The organism is Bacillus sp. AFS059628, assembly GCF_002571225.1.
Classification (GTDB): domain Bacteria; phylum Bacillota; class Bacilli; order Bacillales; family Bacillaceae_G; genus Bacillus_A.
On the sequence record NZ_NVEC01000028.1, the window covers coordinates 17,488 to 38,769 of the forward strand.

General features: G+C 35.3%; 21 protein-coding genes. 13 read left to right on the forward strand and 8 right to left on the reverse strand.

The window, feature by feature from the left end:
• Window positions 1-17: 17 nt before the first annotated feature.
• Window positions 18-2,780 carry a tetratricopeptide repeat protein gene (locus tag COL05_RS10650; protein ID WP_098668589.1) on the reverse strand — a complete coding sequence of 921 codons (2,763 nt, stop codon included), beginning with the start codon at window positions 2,778-2,780 and terminating at the stop codon, window positions 18-20.
• A gap of 474 nt (window positions 2,781-3,254) precedes the next feature.
• Between COL05_RS10650 and COL05_RS10655 the strand changes: the two genes are divergently transcribed.
• Window positions 3,255-3,851 carry a DedA family protein gene (locus COL05_RS10655; protein WP_098668590.1) on the forward strand — a complete coding sequence of 199 codons (597 nt, stop codon included), beginning with the start codon at window positions 3,255-3,257 and terminating at the stop codon, window positions 3,849-3,851.
• An 8-nt stretch (window positions 3,852-3,859) separates the two neighbouring features.
• Here COL05_RS10655 and COL05_RS10660 read toward each other — a convergent pair whose 3' ends face one another.
• From COL05_RS10660 to COL05_RS10670, 3 genes are all read right to left on the reverse strand, one after another.
• Window positions 3,860-4,288 carry an EamA family transporter gene (locus tag COL05_RS10660; RefSeq protein WP_000100306.1) on the reverse strand — a complete coding sequence of 143 codons (429 nt, stop codon included), beginning with the start codon at window positions 4,286-4,288 and terminating at the stop codon, window positions 3,860-3,862.
• Between the two features lie 106 nt (window positions 4,289-4,394).
• Entirely contained in the window at window positions 4,395-4,541 is a 147-nt protein-coding gene (locus tag COL05_RS10665; RefSeq protein ID WP_000817786.1) for a BH0509 family protein, read from the reverse strand.
• Window positions 4,542-4,695: 154 nt separating this feature from the next.
• Window positions 4,696-5,112, reverse strand: a complete 417-nt coding sequence (locus tag COL05_RS10670; protein ID WP_098668591.1) for a pyridoxamine 5'-phosphate oxidase family protein — start codon at window positions 5,110-5,112, stop codon at window positions 4,696-4,698.
• 175 nt (window positions 5,113-5,287) lie between these two features.
• On the opposite strand from COL05_RS10670, the gene cax reads away from it, so the two are divergent.
• Window positions 5,288-6,343 carry a calcium/proton exchanger gene (gene cax / locus COL05_RS10675; RefSeq protein ID WP_000482144.1) on the forward strand — a complete coding sequence of 352 codons (1,056 nt, stop codon included), beginning with the start codon at window positions 5,288-5,290 and terminating at the stop codon, window positions 6,341-6,343.
• 81 nt (window positions 6,344-6,424) lie between these two features.
• On the forward strand, window positions 6,425-7,222 hold the full coding sequence (locus COL05_RS10680) for a YfkD famly protein (RefSeq protein WP_001992424.1): 798 nt from the start codon (window positions 6,425-6,427) through the stop codon (window positions 7,220-7,222).
• 34 nt (window positions 7,223-7,256) lie between these two features.
• On the opposite strand, the gene yfkAB is transcribed toward COL05_RS10680, so the two are convergent.
• On the reverse strand, window positions 7,257-8,384 hold the full coding sequence (gene yfkAB / locus COL05_RS10685; protein WP_098668592.1) for a radical SAM/CxCxxxxC motif protein YfkAB: 1,128 nt from the start codon (window positions 8,382-8,384) through the stop codon (window positions 7,257-7,259).
• Between the two features lie 212 nt (window positions 8,385-8,596).
• Here yfkAB and COL05_RS10690 point away from each other — a divergent pair, with 212 nt between their 5' ends.
• From COL05_RS10690 to truA, 6 genes are all read left to right on the forward strand, one after another.
• Window positions 8,597-8,779: an SE1561 family protein gene (locus COL05_RS10690; RefSeq protein ID WP_000513558.1), complete on the forward strand. Its 183-nt coding sequence runs from the start codon at window positions 8,597-8,599 to the stop codon at window positions 8,777-8,779.
• A gap of 206 nt (window positions 8,780-8,985) precedes the next feature.
• The gene (gene fumA, locus COL05_RS10695) at window positions 8,986-10,506 is read left to right on the forward strand and encodes a class I fumarate hydratase (protein ID WP_098668593.1); all 1,521 of its coding nucleotides are present in this window, start codon (window positions 8,986-8,988) and stop codon (window positions 10,504-10,506) included.
• Window positions 10,507-10,632: 126 nt separating this feature from the next.
• The gene (pdaA, locus tag COL05_RS10700; RefSeq protein ID WP_098320112.1) at window positions 10,633-11,415 is read left to right on the forward strand and encodes a delta-lactam-biosynthetic de-N-acetylase; all 783 of its coding nucleotides are present in this window, start codon (window positions 10,633-10,635) and stop codon (window positions 11,413-11,415) included.
• Between the two features lie 59 nt (window positions 11,416-11,474).
• Window positions 11,475-12,338: a DNA-3-methyladenine glycosylase family protein gene (locus COL05_RS10705; RefSeq protein ID WP_098668594.1), complete on the forward strand. Its 864-nt coding sequence runs from the start codon at window positions 11,475-11,477 to the stop codon at window positions 12,336-12,338.
• Window positions 12,339-12,348: 10 nt separating this feature from the next.
• Window positions 12,349-13,728 (forward strand): 23S rRNA (uracil(1939)-C(5))-methyltransferase RlmD, encoded by a 1,380-nt coding sequence (gene rlmD, locus COL05_RS10710; protein ID WP_042513296.1) that lies wholly within the window; start codon window positions 12,349-12,351, stop codon window positions 13,726-13,728.
• A gap of 56 nt (window positions 13,729-13,784) precedes the next feature.
• Window positions 13,785-14,522 carry a tRNA pseudouridine(38-40) synthase TruA gene (truA, locus tag COL05_RS10715; protein WP_098668620.1) on the forward strand — a complete coding sequence of 246 codons (738 nt, stop codon included), beginning with the start codon at window positions 13,785-13,787 and terminating at the stop codon, window positions 14,520-14,522.
• 39 nt (window positions 14,523-14,561) lie between these two features.
• Here the strand turns inward: truA and COL05_RS10720 are convergent, their stop codons facing one another.
• Together COL05_RS10720 and COL05_RS10725 are read right to left on the reverse strand one after the other, a co-directional pair.
• On the reverse strand, window positions 14,562-14,768 hold the full coding sequence (locus COL05_RS10720; RefSeq protein ID WP_098668595.1) for a hypothetical protein: 207 nt from the start codon (window positions 14,766-14,768) through the stop codon (window positions 14,562-14,564).
• Window positions 14,769-14,917: 149 nt separating this feature from the next.
• A complete protein-coding gene (locus COL05_RS10725) occupies window positions 14,918-16,321 on the reverse strand; it encodes a sigma-54 interaction domain-containing protein (RefSeq protein WP_098668596.1) in 1,404 nt (467 codons plus the stop codon).
• A gap of 274 nt (window positions 16,322-16,595) precedes the next feature.
• Here COL05_RS10725 and COL05_RS10730 point away from each other — a divergent pair, with 274 nt between their 5' ends.
• The 3 genes from COL05_RS10730 (at window position 16,596) to COL05_RS10740 (ending at window position 19,741) form a co-directional block, all read left to right on the forward strand.
• Window positions 16,596-16,850 carry a biotin/lipoyl attachment domain-containing protein gene (locus tag COL05_RS10730; protein ID WP_000859494.1) on the forward strand — a complete coding sequence of 85 codons (255 nt, stop codon included), beginning with the start codon at window positions 16,596-16,598 and terminating at the stop codon, window positions 16,848-16,850.
• Between the two features lie 99 nt (window positions 16,851-16,949).
• Complete coding sequence (locus tag COL05_RS10735) at window positions 16,950-18,371, forward strand: amino acid permease (protein WP_098668597.1); 1,422 nt, start codon at window positions 16,950-16,952, stop codon at window positions 18,369-18,371.
• A 95-nt stretch (window positions 18,372-18,466) separates the two neighbouring features.
• Window positions 18,467-19,741: an acetylornithine deacetylase gene (locus COL05_RS10740; protein ID WP_098668598.1), complete on the forward strand. Its 1,275-nt coding sequence runs from the start codon at window positions 18,467-18,469 to the stop codon at window positions 19,739-19,741.
• Window positions 19,742-19,840: 99 nt separating this feature from the next.
• Here COL05_RS10740 and COL05_RS10745 read toward each other — a convergent pair whose 3' ends face one another.
• Window positions 19,841-20,494: a helix-turn-helix domain-containing protein gene (locus tag COL05_RS10745; RefSeq protein ID WP_098668599.1), complete on the reverse strand. Its 654-nt coding sequence runs from the start codon at window positions 20,492-20,494 to the stop codon at window positions 19,841-19,843.
• 129 nt (window positions 20,495-20,623) lie between these two features.
• Here COL05_RS10745 and COL05_RS10750 point away from each other — a divergent pair, with 129 nt between their 5' ends.
• Complete coding sequence (locus tag COL05_RS10750; protein WP_098668600.1) at window positions 20,624-21,235, forward strand: manganese efflux pump; 612 nt, start codon at window positions 20,624-20,626, stop codon at window positions 21,233-21,235.
• Window positions 21,236-21,282 lie beyond the last annotated feature (47 nt).

The following is a 21,282-nucleotide window of genomic DNA, read 5'->3' on the forward strand; positions in this document are numbered from 1 at the left end:
TTGCTTGGTTTTTTATATTAAATCGTTGGCGACTCATTAAATTCATAGACGTTTTCATTGTTTTTGTTCGTGCTTAAAACGAATTTGTGCTGCAATAGTTGTAGTTTAAAGAATGCTAACGGATCGTGGTAAGTTTCTGGGTTGCTTCTTAACGTTGCTAATGTTTGCTCGTCCTCTTGTATTTCAAGTTGGGCAGCTTCGACATTTTGTTTCAATATGCTAAGTGGATCTTTAAAGAACATCATGATATCTCGTTCTAATGCACCTTCAAATACTTCAAATTGAAGGAAGAATTGTTTTGAGATTGTTTGAGCAATTTCCGTATAATCTTCCGTTTCAATATATTGTTTATATTTGTTTGCGAGCATAGATTGATTTTTTTGCATGTTACCAAATAGTTTTCCCGCACTCTTTAAGAAAAATTGTGTCGGTGTAAAGCGCAATAAAATATTGATGTTCGATACTGTAATTCTATTTGTCATACGTACCACATCTCGATTCCAATCATCTAGTAATTTGAAATCGCAAGGAAGTTTCATACGTTCTTCTTTATATAATTTATTAAACGTTTCGCTCATTTCATCTAAATAAGATTGAGCTTGAATAAATTCATTATGCGCTGTTTCAATCCACTCTTGAATAAAACCAGTAAATTTAGGAAGAAGCACTTGCTGTACATGTTTTTGGATTCGTTCGTTCATCGCAGCATTTAATTCTTCATGCACTAATTTGAAATCACTATCTTCTTGAACAAGGTCAGAACAGCTCTGTAATAATTCTGGGATTTGAGAGTGGATGTCTCGTGTGATTTCTTCTTTCGTTAAAAGATAAGATTCTGTAATAGAACGAATTTTATCTTTTTCAAGTGCAGTAAGATTGTTAATAAATCCGTTTAGTTTTACTGAGATATGTTTATTCCAGCGTACTGATTTCACTAATGTATTTTCTAATTCGACACGTTCATTTACAAGGTATGCGATTGTCTTTTGAGTAAACCATATTAGTTTTTCTATACGTTCTTGCTCTATGTCGCGCCCTGCTAGATTAGAAAGAATAGACTCTGTCACATCTCCGAGTTGTTGACTACTCTCTTGTGAAGGAGAGTATGGGAAGAACTGTGCATTTGGGAAATGGACTTTCATCTTACTCATTAGTTTTTCATTATTGTTCGCACTATTTGTGTGTAATACGAAATGAATTTGTAAGTTTGGTACTTGCTCACGTAAATAAAGCAATGTATCAAGCTCTTCACCGTGTAATGGTGAAGCCGAATTTAATACGTAAATAAGGCTATCCGCTGCTTGTAAGTATTCAAAATATGCACTATTTGTATCCACTTGCCCTTGAACAGATGGCGTAACAAGGAATGCAAACTTATTTTTTCTTAAAAATCTACTTGGTAACTTAATTTCTATACATTTTTTCTCAAGTTCTGACTCGGAAGGTGTAGCCATTATTTGATGGAATTCATCAAAATTCGGTATATTGTGTACATCTAACGCAGTGAATTCTGTTATTTCAGTGTGGCTATCATCTTTAAATAGAATAGGAGTTGTTACAGTCTCAGTTAAGATGTTCTCTCCTAATATTGAATTGACGAATGATGATTTATCATGGTCACTAGTTCCTGCTATTAGCAATTGTGTAACATTTAAATCACATAGTTCATGAACGAGTAAGGTAAATTGATGACTTAAATCTACATCATTTTTTTCAGCCCATACAGCAATTGTTTGGAATAAATGAGAAACGGTTTCCATATTTACATTTGTTTCAGCTGTTGAATTAGAGAGGAGGGCTCCTGCACTTTTTACGAGTAATGACTCTAACGTTGTAGGTGAGACTTCATTCCACGCTAATACTGCAGCAGAGACAAATAGGGCATCTTTTGCTTTCGTTAAACTAAACCAATTTGTTAATAAGTCTGGTACAAGGCCTTGCATTTCATGCATGAAATGTTCACCAGTAATTAATTCAAAGTACGTATCTTGGTAGCGTTCAACAATTTCATGCCAATCGTCATTGTTGTCTGTTTCAATATGTAAGAATAAATGATTTATTGTTTGAATCCAAGATAGATGTAATGTTTCATTTTGATAGCTGTTCCAAAGAGCAATAACAAGTTCTTTAAATTGGACTTGATCAATTGTATATAGAGCTTTTAAAGATTCATAGAAATATTCTGGTTTAATTTGTTTCGTAAATCCTTGATTCACATAATTGATTAAAGTGTCGAACCAGTGTAATGATTTTGTTCGAATTCCTTCTTGAACGGCAAGTTCAATGGCATTATTCCAATCTGCTTGTTTTTCATAGAATGAGCGAGCAATGGAAGTAATATTTGGATAGTCGGGTTGGAATGCAACAGCCTCACTAATCGTCTTAAATGCTAGACCTAAACGATCTTGTTCGATGTAAAGAGAAAGAAGTTGTAAGGAAACTTCCATTGTAAGAGTTGTATCTTCCGTTTGGATAGATTGATATATTTCTTCTGCCTTTGGCAAGAATCCTAGTTCAAAATAAGAATCTGCAATGTTTTTGGTTGCCCAAAGTGCCAGTTCGTTATTTACTTTCTCCCATTTAAATATTGCTGCTTCAAAGTCTTTATTTTGGTAATACAATTCACCTTGAGCAAAGCGGATATTAGAAATGTTGGAGAATTCATTGGTAGATTCATTTATATATGCTTCACCGAGTACTTCTGATACTGGAGTAGAAGTTTCTTCTGTTAAAAATGTTTTATAGTAAACTTTTTGGATAAATTGATTTTCAATGGTCATGTTCGTTCCCCCTGTATAATTTAGAAAAATGATGTTGTATGTAAAGGGTGCATGTTCTTTTAATAGGTAGAAGTTGCATTATATCGACCAAACTATGTTTTTGCTAGGTATATCATTTTTCCTGAGAGTTAAACCGTTGCGAAAAGTAACTTTCCTTTATTGTAACAAAAAAACAAGCATATGAATTTTTATTTTTTAATCCTGCTATTTGTGGATAGTAAGACTAGCACTTTAAAAATCGGTAAATACAAGGGAAGTGGGTGAAGTATGGGCGCATGATTGATGTGTGCTAAAGATTAGTGAGAATGAATAAATCTCTACTGATTAATTGTTTACTTTCTTCTCGCTAAAGGGATGGATAGAAGTAGAGTTCATTATAAAAACAATGTATAGTGAATACGTATACCATGTTTGTCTGAAAGATAGAAAGGGCACAATGTGGAATAACGATTGTGCATAGGATGTGTCTTCCGAATGGAACAACATATTGGCGAGTTAATCGCGCATTATGGGTATTTTGGAATTATTATAGCTTTAGCTGGTGGGATTGTTGGATTACCAATACCAGACGAGTTTTTATTGACCTTCGTTGGTTATAACATTTCAAAAGGTGTTATGTCAGGAACTGCTGCGTTTTTAAGTGGGATGGCTGGTGCGATGTTAGGTATTACATTAAGTTACATACTAGGTTTAAAACTTGGACTCCCTGTTTTAAAGAAATATGGACCAAAAATTAGAATTAAAGAACATCACATTGAAAAAACACATATTTTATTTGAAAAATATGGACCATTTCTTTTAATGATTGGTTACTTTATCCCAGGAGTACGTCATTTAACAGCATATTTTGCAGGGATGTCGAATTTAACGCTTTGGCGTTTTTGTTTATACGCTTACGGTGGTGCACTTATTTGGATAAGTATTTTTATTGGACTCGGCTGGAAGTTAGGAGAGAAGTGGCGTTTCGTTGAGTATAGTTTACATCATTATGGAATATGGGTTTTATCCATTTCGGTAGTTGTTACATGTGTCGTATGGTTTTACATAAAGAAAAAGAAAAACCGCTACTAGCGGTTTTTTTAGCTGAAAGCGATAAATAGTACACCAGCTGTAATAAAGACAACACCAATGCCAGTCATAAAGTTTAACTTCTCACCGAGTATGATCATCGCGAGAATGATAGAAAATACGACGCTTAATTTATCAACAGGAGCCACTTGTGAAACTTTCCCTGTTTTGAGGGCAAGAAAGTAAAATAGCCATGACGAAGCACCTGCAACTCCACTTAATGTGATAAAGAGCAGTGCTTTTTTATTTAGCAGTACGTCACCAATATTTTGAAATTTACCTTGTATAATGATAACGCCTACCATAAATAATGCCATAATAATAGAACGAACCGTTGTCGCGACGTTGGCATCGATTCCATCTAAACCAATCTTTCCAAAAATAGATACAAGGGCAGCAGCAATTGCTGATAATAGTGCGAATAAGAGCCACGAACTCATAGTAAAATTCCTCCAATCTTACATTATTATACATGAAAATCATTCTCATGTATTAATAACGAAATAATCCCCACCTTATATTTTTAATAAGGTGGGGATTATTATACTACTCTGCAATTTCTTCATATAGAAAGTACGTTACATTATAAATATGTTCTACTTCATCATCCGTCATAAACAATAATTCGTCACGTTCAATCCCTTTTTTCTTTTCAATAAACTCAATCATGTTTTTGCGTTCTTCTCTTTTCATCAATTTTATTTCTCCTCTCAATCTGTTTTAATACAGTTTATTTAAGTTACTGTTATTATATAACAGAATCTTTAGAAAGTTCTACCTATTTTATTGTTTTTTTCAGAAGAACTTTTCGACAAAACAAGCCCACCTAAAGGGGGCTTGTTTTATTTTATAGTCGTAAAAACTCGGGCTCCGTCGTACCAGCACCATCGATGTAATAAATTGTGTCAGGATTGATTTTTATTAATACGTAATTAGGGTCTTCAGGACCGAGCAACCAACGTTTTAAGCTATTATTCCAAAACTTGTTTTTTAATGTGGAGTCTTCCTCGATAGAGGCTAAGCCTTCCATTTCAATATAATCTTCATCTAATTTTTTTCCTTCACGGCCAAGTAGTACATGTACATTTGGATTGTTTTCAATATCTGTTATCTTTTTTGATTTTCGATCTGTTGCAACATATAGTACAAAATCCTCATGGAAAAACATCATAAAGGCACTATGTGGCTTATCGTTACGTACTGTAGATAATACACCAGTGCGTTGGCCTTGAATAATGGTTGCGATTTTTTCTTTTAAATGCATGTTTTTAACCTCTTTTCATAATTTGTAATTTTCCTCGTCTAAATAAAATGAAGTATCTTTCATACTCTTTTCATCAACACGATTTTTTAAACGTAATTGTGATGAAATTGGACAAGTTAGGAGAAGAATAATAATAATATCGAGGAGAAATACATACGATGGAAGGATGAAAAGCATGTTTAATAAAATTTTTCTTATAGTAGCGCTAATCGGGGTACCACTTTCTGTACTTGGAAAAACGCTTCATTGGCCTCAAACAATTATGTTCGCTGTATATTGCATTACGATTATCGCACTAGCGGGTTTTATGGGGAGAGCGACAGAAAGTTTGGCGATTGTATCGGGGCCTAGAATAGGCGGATTATTAAATGCTACTTTCGGTAATGCTGTTGAACTAATCATTTCGATTTTTGCACTTCAGGCAGGATTAATTGAAGTTGTGTTAGCTTCTTTAACGGGTTCTGTACTTGGAAATTTATTATTAGTAGGAGGGCTTTCCTTTTTTGTAGGGGGGCTTAAATATAAAAGACAAAGTTTTAATGTATATGATGCAAGGCATAATTCGGCTTTATTAATCTTTGCTGTAGTAGTAGCTTTTGTTATCCCAGAGATTTTTTCAATGAAGATGGATGCTGGAAAGACGTATCAATTAAGTATTGGTGTTTCAATTATTATGATTATTATGTACCTTGCTGCATTGCTATTTAAGTTAGTTACACACCGCGGTGTATATCAGCATAAAAGTGATGAAGTCGCTCATGAGGAAGAACCAGAGTGGTCAAAAGGGAAAGCACTACTCATTTTAGCAATAGCGACAATTGCGGTAGCGTATGTGTCAGAGGCGCTCGTGCATACATTTGAGACAGTTGCAAAATCATTTGGTTGGTCAGAATTGTTTATAGGTGTTATTATCGTTGCAATTGTTGGGAATGCAGCAGAACATGCATCTGCAATTATTATGGCGTATAAAAATAAAGTAAATATTGCAGTTGAGATTGCGATAGGTTCTACATTACAAATTGCCATGTTTGTTGCTCCTGTATTAGTACTGCTTTCTATGTTTTTCACGCAAAGAATGCCTTTAGTATTTACAATACCAGAACTTGTTTCTATGATTACAGCTGTTTTCTTAACGATTGCGATTTCAAATGATGGAGATACAAACTGGTTTGAAGGCGGTACTTTATTAGCTGCGTATGTCATTATGGGAATTGGTTTTTATTTATTATGAAAAATAGGCATAACAATTGTGCTCAGAGAAAACAATAAACGAAGTAGTATATATACCTTTATGTAGGAAGGAGCCAGACAGGTGAAACGAGTATACAGCATATGTCTTTCAACTATGGTCTCGTTTATTTTATTATTTCCTAACAGTGGCTTTGCAAAGACAACAGTAGAAACAAAAATGCCTTCATCTGTTTTAAATATTTCTAAAGACAATACGTTTCCAAATGATGCGCAAGATTTACCGCGTTTACAGCCGAGTAAGTTTGCTCAAGAATTATTAAAAACAGCAAATATTAAAATTGAAAATCCGGACTTAATTCGAATGTTTAATGAAACAACAATTTCGAATGCGCCACTTGCGGTAGGGTACCGAGCAAAGATTTATTTAGGGCAATGGGCTTTACATTATGAATCGATTGATACATCGGTTAATTGGGAATATAAACAAGTAAATCGCAATGTGTACGATAATCGCGGAGGAGATCGCCTATATCCACTACGCTATAAGCAAGAAACACAAAAGACGGTTGAAGGCGATTTAACAGCAGATATGAAAGATGCTGCAGATGTGAAGAAAATGATGCTTCTCAAAGCACTTGAAAAAGTACAATTGCCGCTTTCATTTAAAACGACTATTGGTTATGGTACAGGGCATGAGCGTGTGTATAATATTAGTCCGAGTCAACTTGGATATTTATATGCTTATACACCAGCAGTAAATGAAAAAGGAAAAGTAACATTTGGAGAAGTATACCTCGTATTAAAAGGAAATCAAAAAAGGCTTGTTGTAAAAAATATTACTTCTCAAGGAATTGGAGCCGCTATCCCAATTCATGATCATTTATATTTTAAATTCATTTCTTCTTCTCATTCACAATAAGATAAAAAACGTCAGCTTATAAGCTGACGTTTTTTTATAATGTAATATTTGCTGTTTTTGATAAGAAATCTTCGGTTGGATAGTAGCTGTTTTTTACAAGAATATTCGGTCCAAGACATTTTACTGCAGGACAATGACAGCTTAATGATTTTGCTGTTTTTGAAGCGCTCCATTTTTCATACGCTTCTTGTAACGTATTTGTTTGAATGTTACCTAGAAGTGGAACATCACCAAAGTCCGTTACAATAATATTTCCATCAAAAATATTTACATTTAAACGAGAACGGCCATCTGGATCGTTACGAACAGTTACATTTTTACTCTCTTGTAATTTTTTAAATGTGGCAATGTCTCGCTCATCATCGCTACAAGCATAGAAAGGTAAAGTTCCAAATAACATCCATACATTTTCATCGCGAATTTCTAGTAAATGCTCAATTGCATCACGAATCTCAGCTTTTGTTAAAATCTCTAGATTACTCGCGAAGTCACTTGGATACATTGGGTGAACCTCATGACGTTTACATCCCATTTCATCAACGATTTGACGATGAATATGCTCAATGTGTGGTAGAGTTCGTTTATTCAACATCGTTTCGGCTGATACGAGTACACCTGCATCTGATAGAGCTTTACTATTTGTGATCATACGTTCAAATAATTTTGCACGCTGTTCATACGTAGGTTTACGCTCCATCATTGCAAATCCGCCTTCAACGAAGTCGTCAATTGTTCCCCAGTTATGAGATATATGCAATACGTCTAAATAGGGAATAATTTGTTCGTAACGTGCTAAATCTATAGTTAAGTTTGAGTTGATTTGAGTGCGAACACCTCGTTCGTGGGCGTATTTTAAGAGTGGTGTTACATAGTTGTCGACGGATTTTTTTGAAAGCATAGGTTCTCCGCCAGTAATACTTAAAGAACGTAAATGAGGAATCTCATCTAATCGTTTTAATAAAAGATCCATCGGAAGCGGATTCGGGTCTTTCGGCTGTAACGTGTAACCAACAGCGCAATGCTCACAGCGCATATTGCATAACGTCGTTGTTGTAAACTCAACATTTGTTAATAGTAGTTTGCCGTACTCTTCAAGGTCCATATACGCTTCCCATGGATCGTAAGAAGGAGTAATCGGCTTCATTTTTTGTGATATCGTCATATGAAATACTCCTTTGACTATTGAAATAACAATTTGTCCATCCTCTATAATAGAAGAATATGCGCTTTTTATAAAGTGAAACTTTTTTTGAAAAAAGAGAGAGGGCTTACATTTAAATGGATGACTGTGACAATATTGATGAATTTACATACCCATAGCAATCATTTTTGCGGTATAATAAAAGCAACTCGAATTAAAAGGAGAGTGCCTTCATGGGAAAAGCAATTCAAGATAAAGACACACAATTAGTATATTTAAAAGAACGTTTAAATATGTTCATTGAAGTAATTGATACAATTGAACCTGAAGAAGTAGAATTAGAAGATGTAGATCGTCTTCTTGCAATGCTAGATGAATTAGAATTAAAATGTGAGCAATTTAAAAAAGACGAATAATATATTAAAAAGGCTGCCAATTCCAATTTGGTAGCCTTTTTCTGTGCGGATAATAGAAGGACGATAGAAAAAGAGGTATAATCAAGTTGTGAAAAATTTCATGTATGCTTGAATAGCGTGAAACAAATAAAAAGCTGCAGAGCATAATAGTGGAAATTTCAGCTCATAACGTTTTGGTAGCGTTCACAATTGAGGGGGAAGTAACAATGGAAAAGCTTCAAGAAAGCATGTATCAACTAATTGTTGAAACGTCAACGAACTTACCGAAAGATGTTCGTCGTGCGATTCAACAAGCGAAAGAGCGAGAAAATGCAGGGACTCGTTCTGCGATGGCACTTGGCACAATTACAAATAATATTAAAATGGCTGATGATAACATCTCGCCAATTTGCCAAGATACAGGGATGCCAACGTTTAAAATTTATACACCAGTTGGTGTGAATCAATTAAAGTTGAAGGAAGCTATCTATAATGCGCTTGAGCGGGCGACAAAAGATGGTAAACTTCGTCCAAATTCTGTTGATTCTCTTTTTGGAGACAACAGTGGAAATAATTTAGGACCAGGTACACCGGTTATTAAGTTTGAACAATGGGAAAAAAATTATATTGATGCACGTTTAATCCTAAAGGGTGGTGGCTGTGAGAATAAAAATATTCAGTATAGCTTACCGTGTGAACTAGAAGGACTTGGACGAGCTGGCCGTGATTTAGAAGGGATTCGTAAATGTCTTCTTCATGCGGTATATCAAGCACAAGGTCAAGGATGTAGTGCAGGTGTAATTGGTGTTGGTATCGGGGGAGACCGCACATCAGGTTACGAATTAGCAAAAAATCAATTATTCCGTACATTGGATGATGTCAATCCAATCCCAGAGTTACAACAACTTGAAGAGTACGTATTAGAAAATGCGAATAAGCTTGGTATTGGTACGATGGGATTTGGCGGAGAAACAACTTTACTTGGCTGTAAAATTGGCGTGTATAACCGTCTGCCAGCTAGTTTCTACGTATCTGTGGCGTATAATTGCTGGGCATACCGTCGCCTTGGTGTAACAATCCATCCTGAAACAGGTGAAATTATGGATTGGTTATATCAAGAAGGTGAAGATACACTGGAGCAAGAAGTACAAGAAAAAACAGAGCAGCGTGAAATTGTATTACAAGCGCCAATTACAGAAGAGCAAATTCGTGAACTTCGCGTTGGTGATGTTGTAACAATTAATGGCATGATGTATACAGGTCGTGACGCAATTCATAAGCATTTAATGGATAACGATTGTCCAGTAGATTTAAATGGACAAATTATTTACCACTGTGGTCCAGTTGTTGTGAAAGATGAAAATGACAATTGGCAAATTAAAGCGGCAGGTCCAACGACAAGTATTCGTGAAGAACCGTACCAAGGTGATATTATGAAGAAATTCGGTATTAGAGCTGTCATTGGAAAAGGCGGCATGGGTGCGAAAACATTAGCAGCTTTAGAAGAACACGGTGGTGTATATTTAAACGCAATCGGTGGTGCAGCGCAATATTATGCTGAATGTATTAAAGAAGTGAAAGATGTTGATTTCTTACAATTTGGTATTCCAGAGGCAATGTGGCATTTACGTATCGATGGATTTAAAGCAGTTGTAACAATGGATTCTCACGGTAATAGCTTACATGCAGATGTTGATAAAACATCACTTGAAAAATTAGCTAGCTTTAAAGAGCCAGTATTTAAGTAAACAAAAATGCATCTCGAGCGATTCGAGATGCATTTTTTTGGTATATATAGAAAAACATGTTCAGCATGAAAGAATGCGTAGCAACAGAAACTACGAGTACGATTATATATGGAAAGGAGACTATTTATGAAACATAAATGGTTATATATCGGTCTCATTTTTTCAATTATGATGGCACTTGTTCCAGTTTCGGCACTAGCTTATACAAATACTCCACATAACTGGGGAATCCCGCGCCCTAAAAATGAAACAGTACCAGATGCAGGAAAGTTATATACAGATTTGCTACAGAAAAATGGTGGTTTTTATTTAGGGGATACGAAGAAAAAGGATATTTATTTAACATTTGATAATGGTTATGAGAATGGATACACAGGAAAAATCTTAGACGTATTAAAAGAAAAAAAAGTACCAGCAACTTTCTTTGTAACGGGGCATTACATTAAAACACAAAAAGATTTATTGTTAAGAATGAAAGATGAAGGACACATTATTGGAAACCATTCGTGGAGCCATCCTGATTTCACAGCGGTAAATGATGAGAAACTTCGTCAAGAATTAACGAGTGTAACGGAAGAAATTAAGAAAGTAACCGGGCAAAAAGAAGTGAAATATGTACGTCCTCCGCGCGGCGTATTTAGTGAAAGAACGTTAGCTCTTACGAAAGAAATGGGCTACTATAATGTATTTTGGTCACTTGCATTTTTGGATTGGAAAGTGGATGAGCAAAGAGGGTGGCAATATGCCCATAATAATGTTATGACGATGATTCATCCAGGATCTATTTTATTACTTCATGCAATATCAAAAGATAATGCAGAAGCACTTGCGAAAATCATTGATGATTTGCGCGAGAAAGGGTATCATTTTAAAAGTCTAGATGACTTAGTAAAAAGCAATCAACCGTAAGCATGTATGCTTGCGGTTTTCTCATGCTATAATGATGTGTAAAAAGGATGGGGAAACGTATGTGGAGCGAACATGTTACGTTAGAGTATCCGTATCATTTCGAAGAAGTATTAAAACGTTTATCTTTTGATCCTCTTAACGTCATTCAATTAGATGAGAAAGTTATTTATGTCCCGATTTGTATAGACGAGGAACAGATTGTTGTTCGCCTGCAAGGGATTGGTACTGTTCAAAATCCACAGTTTTGGATTTCTAGTCAGACAGGAGATCCAGAGAAAGTCATGAAACGAATGAGGGCCATTTTTCATTGGAATGAACCGTTTCAAGATATACAAAATCATTTTTTAAACACATCATTACGTCCACTATTTGAAACATATGCTTATACTCCAATTATTTTAGAATTTGATTATTTTGCTTGCCTTCTTCGCTGTATCATTCATCAACAAATAAATTTGAAATTTGCTACTGTGTTAACAGAACAGTTTGTGAAACGATATGGGACAGAAAAGAACGGCGTATTCTTTTTCCCAACTCCAGAAAGAGTAGCAAACATTTCAATAGAGGAATTGAGAGAGCAGAAGTTTAGTCAGCGAAAAGCTGAATATATAGTAGGATTAGGTAGAAGTATTGTCAGCGGTACATTAAATTTAGCGAGTATAGAAACCAGGGCGGAAGAAGAGGTTTCAGCACAACTGTTACCAATTAGGGGGATTGGTACATGGACAGTGCAAAATTTTTTAATGTTTGGGCTTGGACGGAAAAATATGTTTCCGAAAGCGGACATTGGGATTCAGCGTGCAGTACAAGGTGTATTTCAATTAGATGATAAACCTGATGATGCATTTTTAGAAAAAGTGAAACAAGAGTGTGAACCATACTGCAGTTATGCAGCGTTATATTTATGGAAAAGTATAGAGTAGAGGTGTAATAATGATACAAAAGCAACATGAGAGTAAGTTGGAAGTTGGTCAAACGTTTCCTGTGACAATTAAACGTCTTGGGATTAACGGAGAAGGCGTTGGTTATTTTAAGAGACAAGTTGTTTTCATTCCAGGGGCATTACCAGGAGAAGAAGTTGTTGCTGAAACAACGAAAATTCAGCGTGGTTTCGCTGAAGCGAAAGTGAAAAAAGTTCGTAAAGCTTCACCACATCGTGTGAAAGCACCATGTCCGGTATATGAAGAGTGCGGCGGTTGCCAATTGCAACATTTAGATTATAAAGAACAACTAAATCAAAAGCGTGATATCGTTGTACAAGCATTCCAGAAGTATATGAACAACGGTTTGGAAGAGAAAATTCGTCCGACGCTTGGCATGGAAAATCCATGGCATTATCGTAATAAGAGTCAACTACAAGTGGGGCGTAAAGACGAAAAGGTTATTACAGGGCTGTATAAACAAAACTCACATCAGTTAATTGATATTGCTCATTGTATGATTCAACATAAAGCAACGAATGAAGCGACAAAAGTTGTAAGACGTATATTAGAAAAGTTAAATGTTTCTATTTATAATGAGAAAAAGCAAAAAGGTTTAGTACGTACAATTGTGACACGTACTGCAGTGCAAACAGGGGAAGTACAAGTTACACTTATTACAACAAAAGAAGAATTGCCAAATAAAGAGCAATTTATCGCAGAAGTACAAAAACAGATGCCAGCTGTTAAATCAATTATGCAAAATGTAAACTGGCGTAAAACATCTGTTATTTTCGGTGATAAAACATTTAAATTAGCTGGAAAAGAAGTAATTCAAGAAACGCTTGGTGATTTATCATTTGAATTATCAGCACGTGCATTCTTCCAGTTGAATCCAGAACAAACGGTTGTTTTATACAATGAAGCGAAAAAAGCTGCTGCTTTAACAGGCAATGAGAAAATTGTAGATGCGTATTGTGGCGTTGGTACAATCGGACTTTGGCTTGCAAATGATGCAGCGGAAGTACGTGGTATGGATGTAATTCCAGAAGCGATTGCAGATGCAAGAAAAAATGCGAAGCGTCACGGATTTACAAATACGAAATATGAAGCAGGTAAAGCTGAACAATGGTTACCGAAATGGGTAAAAGAAGGATGGCGTCCAGATGTAATTGTTGTCGATCCACCACGTACAGGTTGCGATGATAAATTACTGGAAACAATTTTAAAAGTGAAGCCAAAACAAGTTGTTTACGTGTCTTGTAATCCTTCTTCATTAGCTCGTGATGTACAAGCATTAATGAAGAGCTATGAAGTGGAATATATACAACCAGTTGATATGTTCCCGCATACAGCTCATGTAGAAAATGTAGTGAAGCTTGTTAGAAAGTAAAGTATATTCATATTCCCTCACGGTTCGAGGGAATATTTTCTATGAAGGAGAATGAAATGTACAATTATAAATTAACGATTCAGTATGACGGTGCACGTTTTAAAGGATGGCAACGTCTCGGTAATAACGATAATACGATTCAAGGGAAAATTGAAAGTGTCATCTCTGAAATGGTCGGAAAAGAAATTGAAATTATCGGTTGTAGTAGAACAGACGCTGGTGTACATGCATTGAATCAAGTTGCTAACTTTCAAAGTGATGAGAAGTTAGTGGAACATAAAGTCAAAAAATATTTAAATCAATATTTACCTAATGATATTAGTATTACGAATGTAGAAGAAGTACATGATCGCTTCCATGCTCGTTACAATTCTAAAGCAAAAACATATCTGTATAAAATTTGGAATGAAGAGCACACAAATCCATTTATGCGTAAATATAGCATGCATGTGAATAAAAAATTAAATGTGAAAAGCATGAAAGAAGCTGCGAAACATTTAGTTGGTTCACATGACTTTACTGCCTTTTCAAATGCAAAATCAAAGAAAAAGTCTATGGTGCGAGAAGTATATACACTTGAAGTGATGGGAGAAGCAGGATTTGTACAAATTAGAGTAAGTGGTAACGGATTCCTTCATAACATGGTCCGAAAAATTGTTGGAGCATTAATTGAAGTTGGATTAGGACAATTAGATGCAGAAGCAATTCCACACATTTTAGAGGCGAAACAACGCAATCAAATTAATTGCCTTGCTGAGGCGAGTGGTTTGTATTTGGAGAATGTTGAGTTTTAATAGTAATAAAAAAATCGAGCTGTGTAGGCTCGATTTTTTTTATGGTTTGGAGTTAAGAAGATCTTTCTTCATACGTATCTTCAAATTCCAAAAACCAGCAAGCATAATAGCTGCAAAAGAGCCGCTAATTGTTGCTAATAGTTTTGCATAAGGATAGGCGTTTATATCAACTAGTAACATCATACATACAATGGTAGGGAAGAAGGCTAAGTATTGTAATAATTTTAATTTGTTATCATTACTCATATATATCGTTCCTTTCTAGTATGTTATATGTTTATTATAGCATATTTTACCAAATGTTTATTTGTACTTTAAAGCAGATTTCTGCTATATGAATAAGCAATAAAAGTCGAATAGGTGAGAGTTAGTAATCGACTCATTCAAGTTTCATTTCATATGTGTAAATGCAGTTTTTTAATTCGATATTGTAAGTTTTGCCTACTTAACCCCAAAAACTTTGCAGCTTGTGAAATATTACCGTGATACTCTTTCAGAATTTGAGTGATATAGTTTTTTTCCATTTCTTCTATTGTGTGTTTTAACGTTTTAGGTGTATCAGTATCGTTATTAGTTAGGAGAGGTTGCATATTGAATTCCTTTTTTATTCGTTCGCGAAAGCGAGTGGGAAGATGAAACGCTGTAATGATGTTTTCATCTTCAACTAAATTCATTGAACCTTCAATGATATGTTCCAATTCTCTTACGTTTCCAGGCCAATCATATACATACAAAAATTCTCTTACATGCACATCTACATCTGTTACACTAAGTCCAAATTGAATGTTGTATTTTTCGATAAAGTGCTGAACAAGAGCCGGAATATCCTCTTTTCGTTCACGTAAAGGCGGAAGATATAAAGTAACGACGCTTAATCGATAATATAAGTCTTCTCGTAATCGATTGTGTGTAATAGCTTCAAGAGGGTCTTCATTAATAGTTGCTATAATACGAACATCAATTTCTTTTTCTTGTGTGCCTCCGATTCTTCGTATTGTTTTTTCTTGTATAGCTCGCAGTAACTTCGCTTGAAGTGCTGTACTTAATGAGTTGATCTCATCTAATAACAAAGTTCCTCCGTTCGCTTCTTCAAATAAACCAGCTTTATCGATAGCTCCTGTAAATGCACCTCGGTTCGTACCAAATAATAAGCTTTCCATGAGTGTATCAGGTATAGCGGCACAGTTTTGTGAAATAAATGGTTTGCCTGAACGCTGACTTTCGTTATGGATACTTTGTGCAAATAGTTCTTTACCGGTCCCTGTTTCCCCTACGATAAGTATGGAGGAGGATGTACGAATGACTCTTTTAGCTTCTGTAATGATGGATTGAATAGCACTAGAATCACCGATTATGTGATCAAAGGTAAACTTATTATTTTGTTTTCGAGAAAGGCTTGTTTTCATTGTTTGTTTGGAATGGTTAATCTCTGTTGAAATTTCAATAGCGCCTTTAATTTTTCCGTTTTCTATTATAGGAAAAGTATTATTAATCGTTGTAATTTCTTGCCCTTTATTGTTAAAATACGTTTGTTTTATATTTTTGTTTGTTTTTCCTAATTTTAATGCCTCTATAAGAGTACTATTTTTATTTTCTTCAAATGCAAATACTTCTAAAGGACTTTTATATAATACATCTGAGCGTTCCATTGATTCAATTTCCATCATTTTGCGGTTGTAGATAATCGTTTTACTTTCCTCATTAATAATATGAATCCCGATATCGAGCTCATTGAGTAAAGTTTCATATAGCATATTCATTTCAATGATCTGTTTTAAATTAATTTCTTCTGTACGCATAGATTACCTTCTCCTCATTTCACCCTATGAAGACTGACTTTTTATAATTTTATTAAAATTCTTATAAAATCGCAAAATTTTTTTGCTATTTTTCTTTTAAAACTTCTTACATGATAGAAAAATTTTGCGGTTATGAAGATTTTTTTGTTAGGAACCTTCATTTTAAGTAGGAATTGAAGATTGGTACGCATTTTGCATAAATAAGAGTTGAAATCTCTAAAGGAGGGATATGCAACGTTTCAGTACCAATTAATAAGAAGGAGGAGTTTATAAAGTGAAGACGGTTATAGAAGGCGTGTATAGTCCTTGTTACGGGAAAGTAGAGAAGTTATTTGTTACGGAAAGTTCCTACGTATACGAATGGGAGAAATTAGCGTTAATTGAAACAATAGATAAACAGAAAGTAGAAATTAAGGTAGGAATCAGTGGGTATATCGAATCATTAGAAGTAGTAGAAGGACAAGCCATCGCTGATCAAAAGCTATTAATAACAGTGAGGGATGATCTTTTAATAACAGGTAGTGATTAATACTATGTATTTTGCTCTTTTCAATAATTATTTTTCGTATAAATAATTTTAAAAACGCTTACATGAAATGGGTTTCCAAAGGGAAAAGGGGGGATTTGTATGATGGATCAAAACCAAGGATTAAAAAGGGAATTGAAAAGCAGACACATATTTATGATTGCACTTGGAGGAGTTATTGGTACCGGACTTTTTTTAGGATCGGGGTATACAATTCATGAAGCTGGGCCTGGAGGAGCGATTGTAGCTTATCTTGTTGGAGGATTTGTTATGTATTTAACGATGCTCTGTCTCGGAGAATTAGCTGTTGCGATGCCTGATGCAGGATCTTATCAAACGTATGCTACGAAGCATATTTCCCCTGCAGCGGGTTATGTAGTCGGATGGATGTCGTGGCTAAACTGGTCGGCTACAATAGGTATTGAACTAATTGCAGTTAGTATTTTAATGAAACGATGGTTTCCTGATGTACCGTCTTGGATTTGGTGCGTAGTGTTTGCGGCATTACTTTTTGCTATTAATGCGTTATCTTCAAGAAGTTTTGCAGAAGTTGAATTTTGGTTTGCAAGTATTAAAGTCATTACAATCATTGCATTTATTATTTTGGGCGGGGCAGCAATGTTTGGTTTTCTAGATATGAAAGGAAATGAACCAGCACCAATGTTTTCTAGCTTTACTGATTATGGTGGGTTGTTTCCAAATGGATTATCCGCTATTTTAATTACGATGATTGCTGTTAATTTTTCCTTCCAAGGAACAGAGCTGGTTGGTATTGCAGCTGGGGAGAGTGAAAATCCAGAAAAAACAATCCCGAAGGCAATTAATAATACAGTTTGGCGTATACTTGTGTTCTTTGTATTATCTATTTTCATTCTTGCAGGATTATTCCCATGGCAACAAGCAGGAGTGATAGAAAGTCCATTCGTAGTTGTATTTGATAAAATTGGTATTCCTTATGCAGCCGATATTATCAATTTCGTTATTATTACAGCAGTATTATCCGTTGCGAATTCAGGATTATATGCAACTTCTCGTATGCTATGGTCTATGTCTAATCAAGGAATGATTAGTCCGATTTTTGGTAAGTTATCTAAAAATGGTGTTCCTATTTATGCGTTGATTGTAAGTACAATTGTAGGTTGTCTTTCATTACTATCAGGTATTTATGCGGAAGATACAGTTTATTTATGGCTACTTTCTATTGCCGGGTTCGGAGCGATATTAGTTTGGGCATCTATTGCTCTATCTAACTTATTAGCTAGAAGGTCATATGTGAAGCAGGGCGGAGATGTGAAAGACTTGAAATTTAAAACACCGCTGTATCCGTTCGTACCACTGCTTGCGTTAGTATTAAATGTAACGGTAATTGTTGGTATGGCCTTTATTCCAGAACAAAGAATGGCATTGTATTGTGGTATTCCCTTTATGATTGTTTGTTTACTGTTTTACCGTGCGACAAGAAATAAGGGGAGTAACTTAGAGCATATTGAAAAGACAAATACAACAGAAATAGAGAGTTTATAATAGTGATTAGTTTGGAGACTGTAAAATTGTAAACAGTCTCTTTTTTTGTGAAAATAAAGCTGGGAACATACTACGTATGCAAAGGGGAATTAGCGATGAATGAAGAAGTTTCACAGCTATTAGAACAGATTGATCTACGAAAAGATGAGTTACTAGACCTTACAAAAACATTAATTCGTTTTGACACACCAGCACCGCCGGCGAGAAATACAAATGAGGCGCAAGAATTTGTTGCACAGTTTCTAAGAAAACGAAATTTTAGTGTTGATAAATGGGATGTATATCCAAATGACCCGAACGTTGTTGGGATAAAAAAAGGGATAGAAAGTGACACACATAAAAGTCTTATTATTAATGGGCATATGGATGTAGCGGAAATATCAGCAGATGGGGCGTGGGAAACGAATCCGTTTGAGCCATTTATAAGAGATGGTTGGTTAGTTGGACGTGGTGCGGCAGATATGAAAGGGGGACTAGCTGGGGCATTATTTGCTATTCAGCTTTTACAAGAAGCAGGCATTGAATTGCCTGGAGATTTAATCTTTCAATCCGTAATCGGGGAAGAAGTTGGAGAGGCAGGTACGCTTCAATGTTGCAAAAGAGGTTATGATGCTGATTTTGCAGTCGTAGTGGATACGAGTGATTTACATATGCAAGGACAGGGCGGCGTAATTACTGGATGGATTACTGTGAAAAGCCCCCAAACGTTCCATGATGCAACACGCAGACAAATGATTCATGCTGGAGGACGTTTATTCGGAGCGAGTGCGATTGAAAAAATGATGAAAATTGTACAAAGTTTACAAGAATTAGAGCGTCATTGGGCGGTTATGAAAACATATGAAGGTTATCCATCTGGAACAACAACAATTAATCCAGCTGTTATTGAGGGCGGACGACATGCAGCGTTTATTGCGGATGAGTGCCGATTATGGATCACGGTGCACTTTTATCCAAATGAAACACATGAACAAATAATAAAAGAAATTGAAGAGTATATTGGGAAAGTAGCGGCTGCCGATCCGTGGTTAAGTGAAAATCCACCACAATTTAAGTGGGGTGGAGAATCAATGATTGTGGATCGTGGCGAAATTTTTCCTTCTTTAGAAATAGATAGTGAACACGCAGCTGTAAAAACGCTTAGCTCAGTACACGAGTCAATTTTATCTAAAAATGCAATTTTAGATATGTCTGCAACGGTAACGGACGGTGGTTGGTTTAGTGAATTTCATATTCCGGCTGTTATTTACGGACCAGGTACATTAGAAGAAGCTCATTCAATAAATGAGAAAGTTGAAGTAGAACAGTTAATTGAATTTACAAAAGTAATAACAGCATTTATATATGAATGGTGTCATACGAAAAAATAGATTAGTATGTTGAAATCGTACAGGTATGTATACTTGTACGATTTTTTAGTGAACTATTTCAGAGTTGAATAAAAACAACTGAAATAGTTCTTTATTTTTCTATGTCTTTCGTTTGAGTTCGATTAATTTCTCTTTTGCTAATTCAACAGCAATTGCATCATCTAAATAGCCAATTGGAAAGAGGTAATCGGGAATAATATCTGTCGATAAAATGAAATACAGTAATGCACCTCCAAGAACTGCACGCTCTTCTCTTGGATTAGTTTCATTGCAAAATTGTTGATACATATCCGTTAATTGTTCAATGAAAGGACCAGCACTATCAATTTGTTCTAATTTGCTCGCGAAACTTTCATGGATACGTTTTTCACCTTCTGCTGTTTGAGCATATCGTTCATAGCTTTCAAGTTCTTGTTTTACGCGAGTTGTTGTGTAGTCGAAATCGAATAAGTTAGAGGATTGCAGCGTTTGTTGAATTGTATCAAGAGATGTGTACATATCCGTCTTTTCCTTATTAATGTGAGGAGAATCAGGATACATTTCATCAAAAAACAATTGAGGTGGAACTTGCAGACATTCTGCAAATTTTTGTAGATGCTTTTGCTTTGGCGGTTGTTTACCATTCATAATTCTTGAAATTGTTGCGGGATCAATATTCGTCAGCATTCCGAGTTGGCGCATAGATAAGGCACGTTCTTTTAAAAGTTTTTTTATTAATCTACTAAGCCGCTCATTTGGATTTTCTTTAGGCATAGTGAAGGCACTCCTTTTTATTGTTGAAAAAATGTTGAGCATTTATTACATGTATATGAAACAGACAGGCACAGTTGCTCAACATTTTCATAAGATGCATGGAAAAGTGTGAAAAAGGGGTGGCTGTTTATGAGTACGGCAGGTCTATTTTCAATTTTTTTAATCGGGATTGCTTCTAATTTAGATAATGCAGGTGTCGGGATTGCATATGGCATTCGTAAAATTCGAATTTCATGGCTTAACAATTTTATCATCGCATTTTTTGGTTTTTTATTTACTTTATTAGCTGGCTTTTTTGGAAACTGGATTGCGTTATTTATATCAGAGTTTACTGCAAACTTGATTGGAGCAATCGTTTTAGGGGTAATCGGGGTTTTTATTTTGTGCCAGCCTTTCTTGGGGCAAAGAAATACCGTAAGCTCTAACGATGGTAGTGTACTTATGGGAATTTTACGTGATCCAGAAAAAGCAGATTTTGATGGTTCTAAAACAATTAGTTTTTCAGAAGCAATTGTTTTAGGGATTGCATTATCTATTAATAATATTGCGGGTGGATTTGATGCTGGGGTAACAAACTTGAATCTGTGGCTTACAGCAACTATTTCTGGGGTGTTTAGTTTTATTTGTATTAGTGGTTTTGCGTATGTAGGGAAACGATTTTTAGCAGCATACTTAGGGAAATGGGCTACTGTTATTGCGGGAGTTTTATTAATTCTTATCGGGATTGATCAGTTGTTGTAAGGAGAACAGAAAACAATGTTCGAGTATTTCCTTGGAAATACGGCAAA

Bases quoted from the DNA above. Each gene is read 5' to 3' on its own strand.
- COL05_RS10650 (WP_098668589.1), bottom strand. From the start codon at position 2,780: ATGACCATTGAAAATCAATTTATCCAAAAAGTTTACTATAAAACATTT.
- COL05_RS10725 (WP_098668596.1), bottom strand. From the start codon at position 16,321: ATGCGTACAGAAGAAATTAATTTAAAACAGATCATTGAAATGAATATG.
- COL05_RS10690 (WP_000513558.1), top strand. From the start codon at position 8,597: ATGGGAAAAGCAATTCAAGATAAAGACACACAATTAGTATATTTAAAA.
- COL05_RS10665 (WP_000817786.1), bottom strand. From the start codon at position 4,541: ATGAAAAGAGAAGAACGCAAAAACATGATTGAGTTTATTGAAAAGAAA.
- COL05_RS10655 (WP_098668590.1), top strand. From the start codon at position 3,255: ATGGAACAACATATTGGCGAGTTAATCGCGCATTATGGGTATTTTGGA.
- COL05_RS10720 (WP_098668595.1), bottom strand. From the start codon at position 14,768: ATGAGTAATGATAACAAATTAAAATTATTACAATACTTAGCCTTCTTC.
- COL05_RS10745 (WP_098668599.1), bottom strand. From the start codon at position 20,494: ATGCCTAAAGAAAATCCAAATGAGCGGCTTAGTAGATTAATAAAAAAA.
- COL05_RS10705 (WP_098668594.1), top strand. From the start codon at position 11,475: ATGTGGAGCGAACATGTTACGTTAGAGTATCCGTATCATTTCGAAGAA.
- truA (WP_098668620.1), top strand. From the start codon at position 13,785: ATGTACAATTATAAATTAACGATTCAGTATGACGGTGCACGTTTTAAA.
- COL05_RS10750 (WP_098668600.1), top strand. From the start codon at position 20,624: ATGAGTACGGCAGGTCTATTTTCAATTTTTTTAATCGGGATTGCTTCT.
- pdaA (WP_098320112.1), top strand. From the start codon at position 10,633: ATGAAACATAAATGGTTATATATCGGTCTCATTTTTTCAATTATGATG.
- COL05_RS10670 (WP_098668591.1), bottom strand. From the start codon at position 5,112: ATGCATTTAAAAGAAAAAATCGCAACCATTATTCAAGGCCAACGCACT.
- COL05_RS10740 (WP_098668598.1), top strand. From the start codon at position 18,467: ATGAATGAAGAAGTTTCACAGCTATTAGAACAGATTGATCTACGAAAA.
- yfkAB (WP_098668592.1), bottom strand. From the start codon at position 8,384: ATGACGATATCACAAAAAATGAAGCCGATTACTCCTTCTTACGATCCA.
- rlmD (WP_042513296.1), top strand. From the start codon at position 12,349: ATGATACAAAAGCAACATGAGAGTAAGTTGGAAGTTGGTCAAACGTTT.
- fumA (WP_098668593.1), top strand. From the start codon at position 8,986: ATGGAAAAGCTTCAAGAAAGCATGTATCAACTAATTGTTGAAACGTCA.
- COL05_RS10735 (WP_098668597.1), top strand. From the start codon at position 16,950: ATGATGGATCAAAACCAAGGATTAAAAAGGGAATTGAAAAGCAGACAC.
- cax (WP_000482144.1), top strand. From the start codon at position 5,288: ATGTTTAATAAAATTTTTCTTATAGTAGCGCTAATCGGGGTACCACTT.
- COL05_RS10660 (WP_000100306.1), bottom strand. From the start codon at position 4,288: ATGAGTTCGTGGCTCTTATTCGCACTATTATCAGCAATTGCTGCTGCC.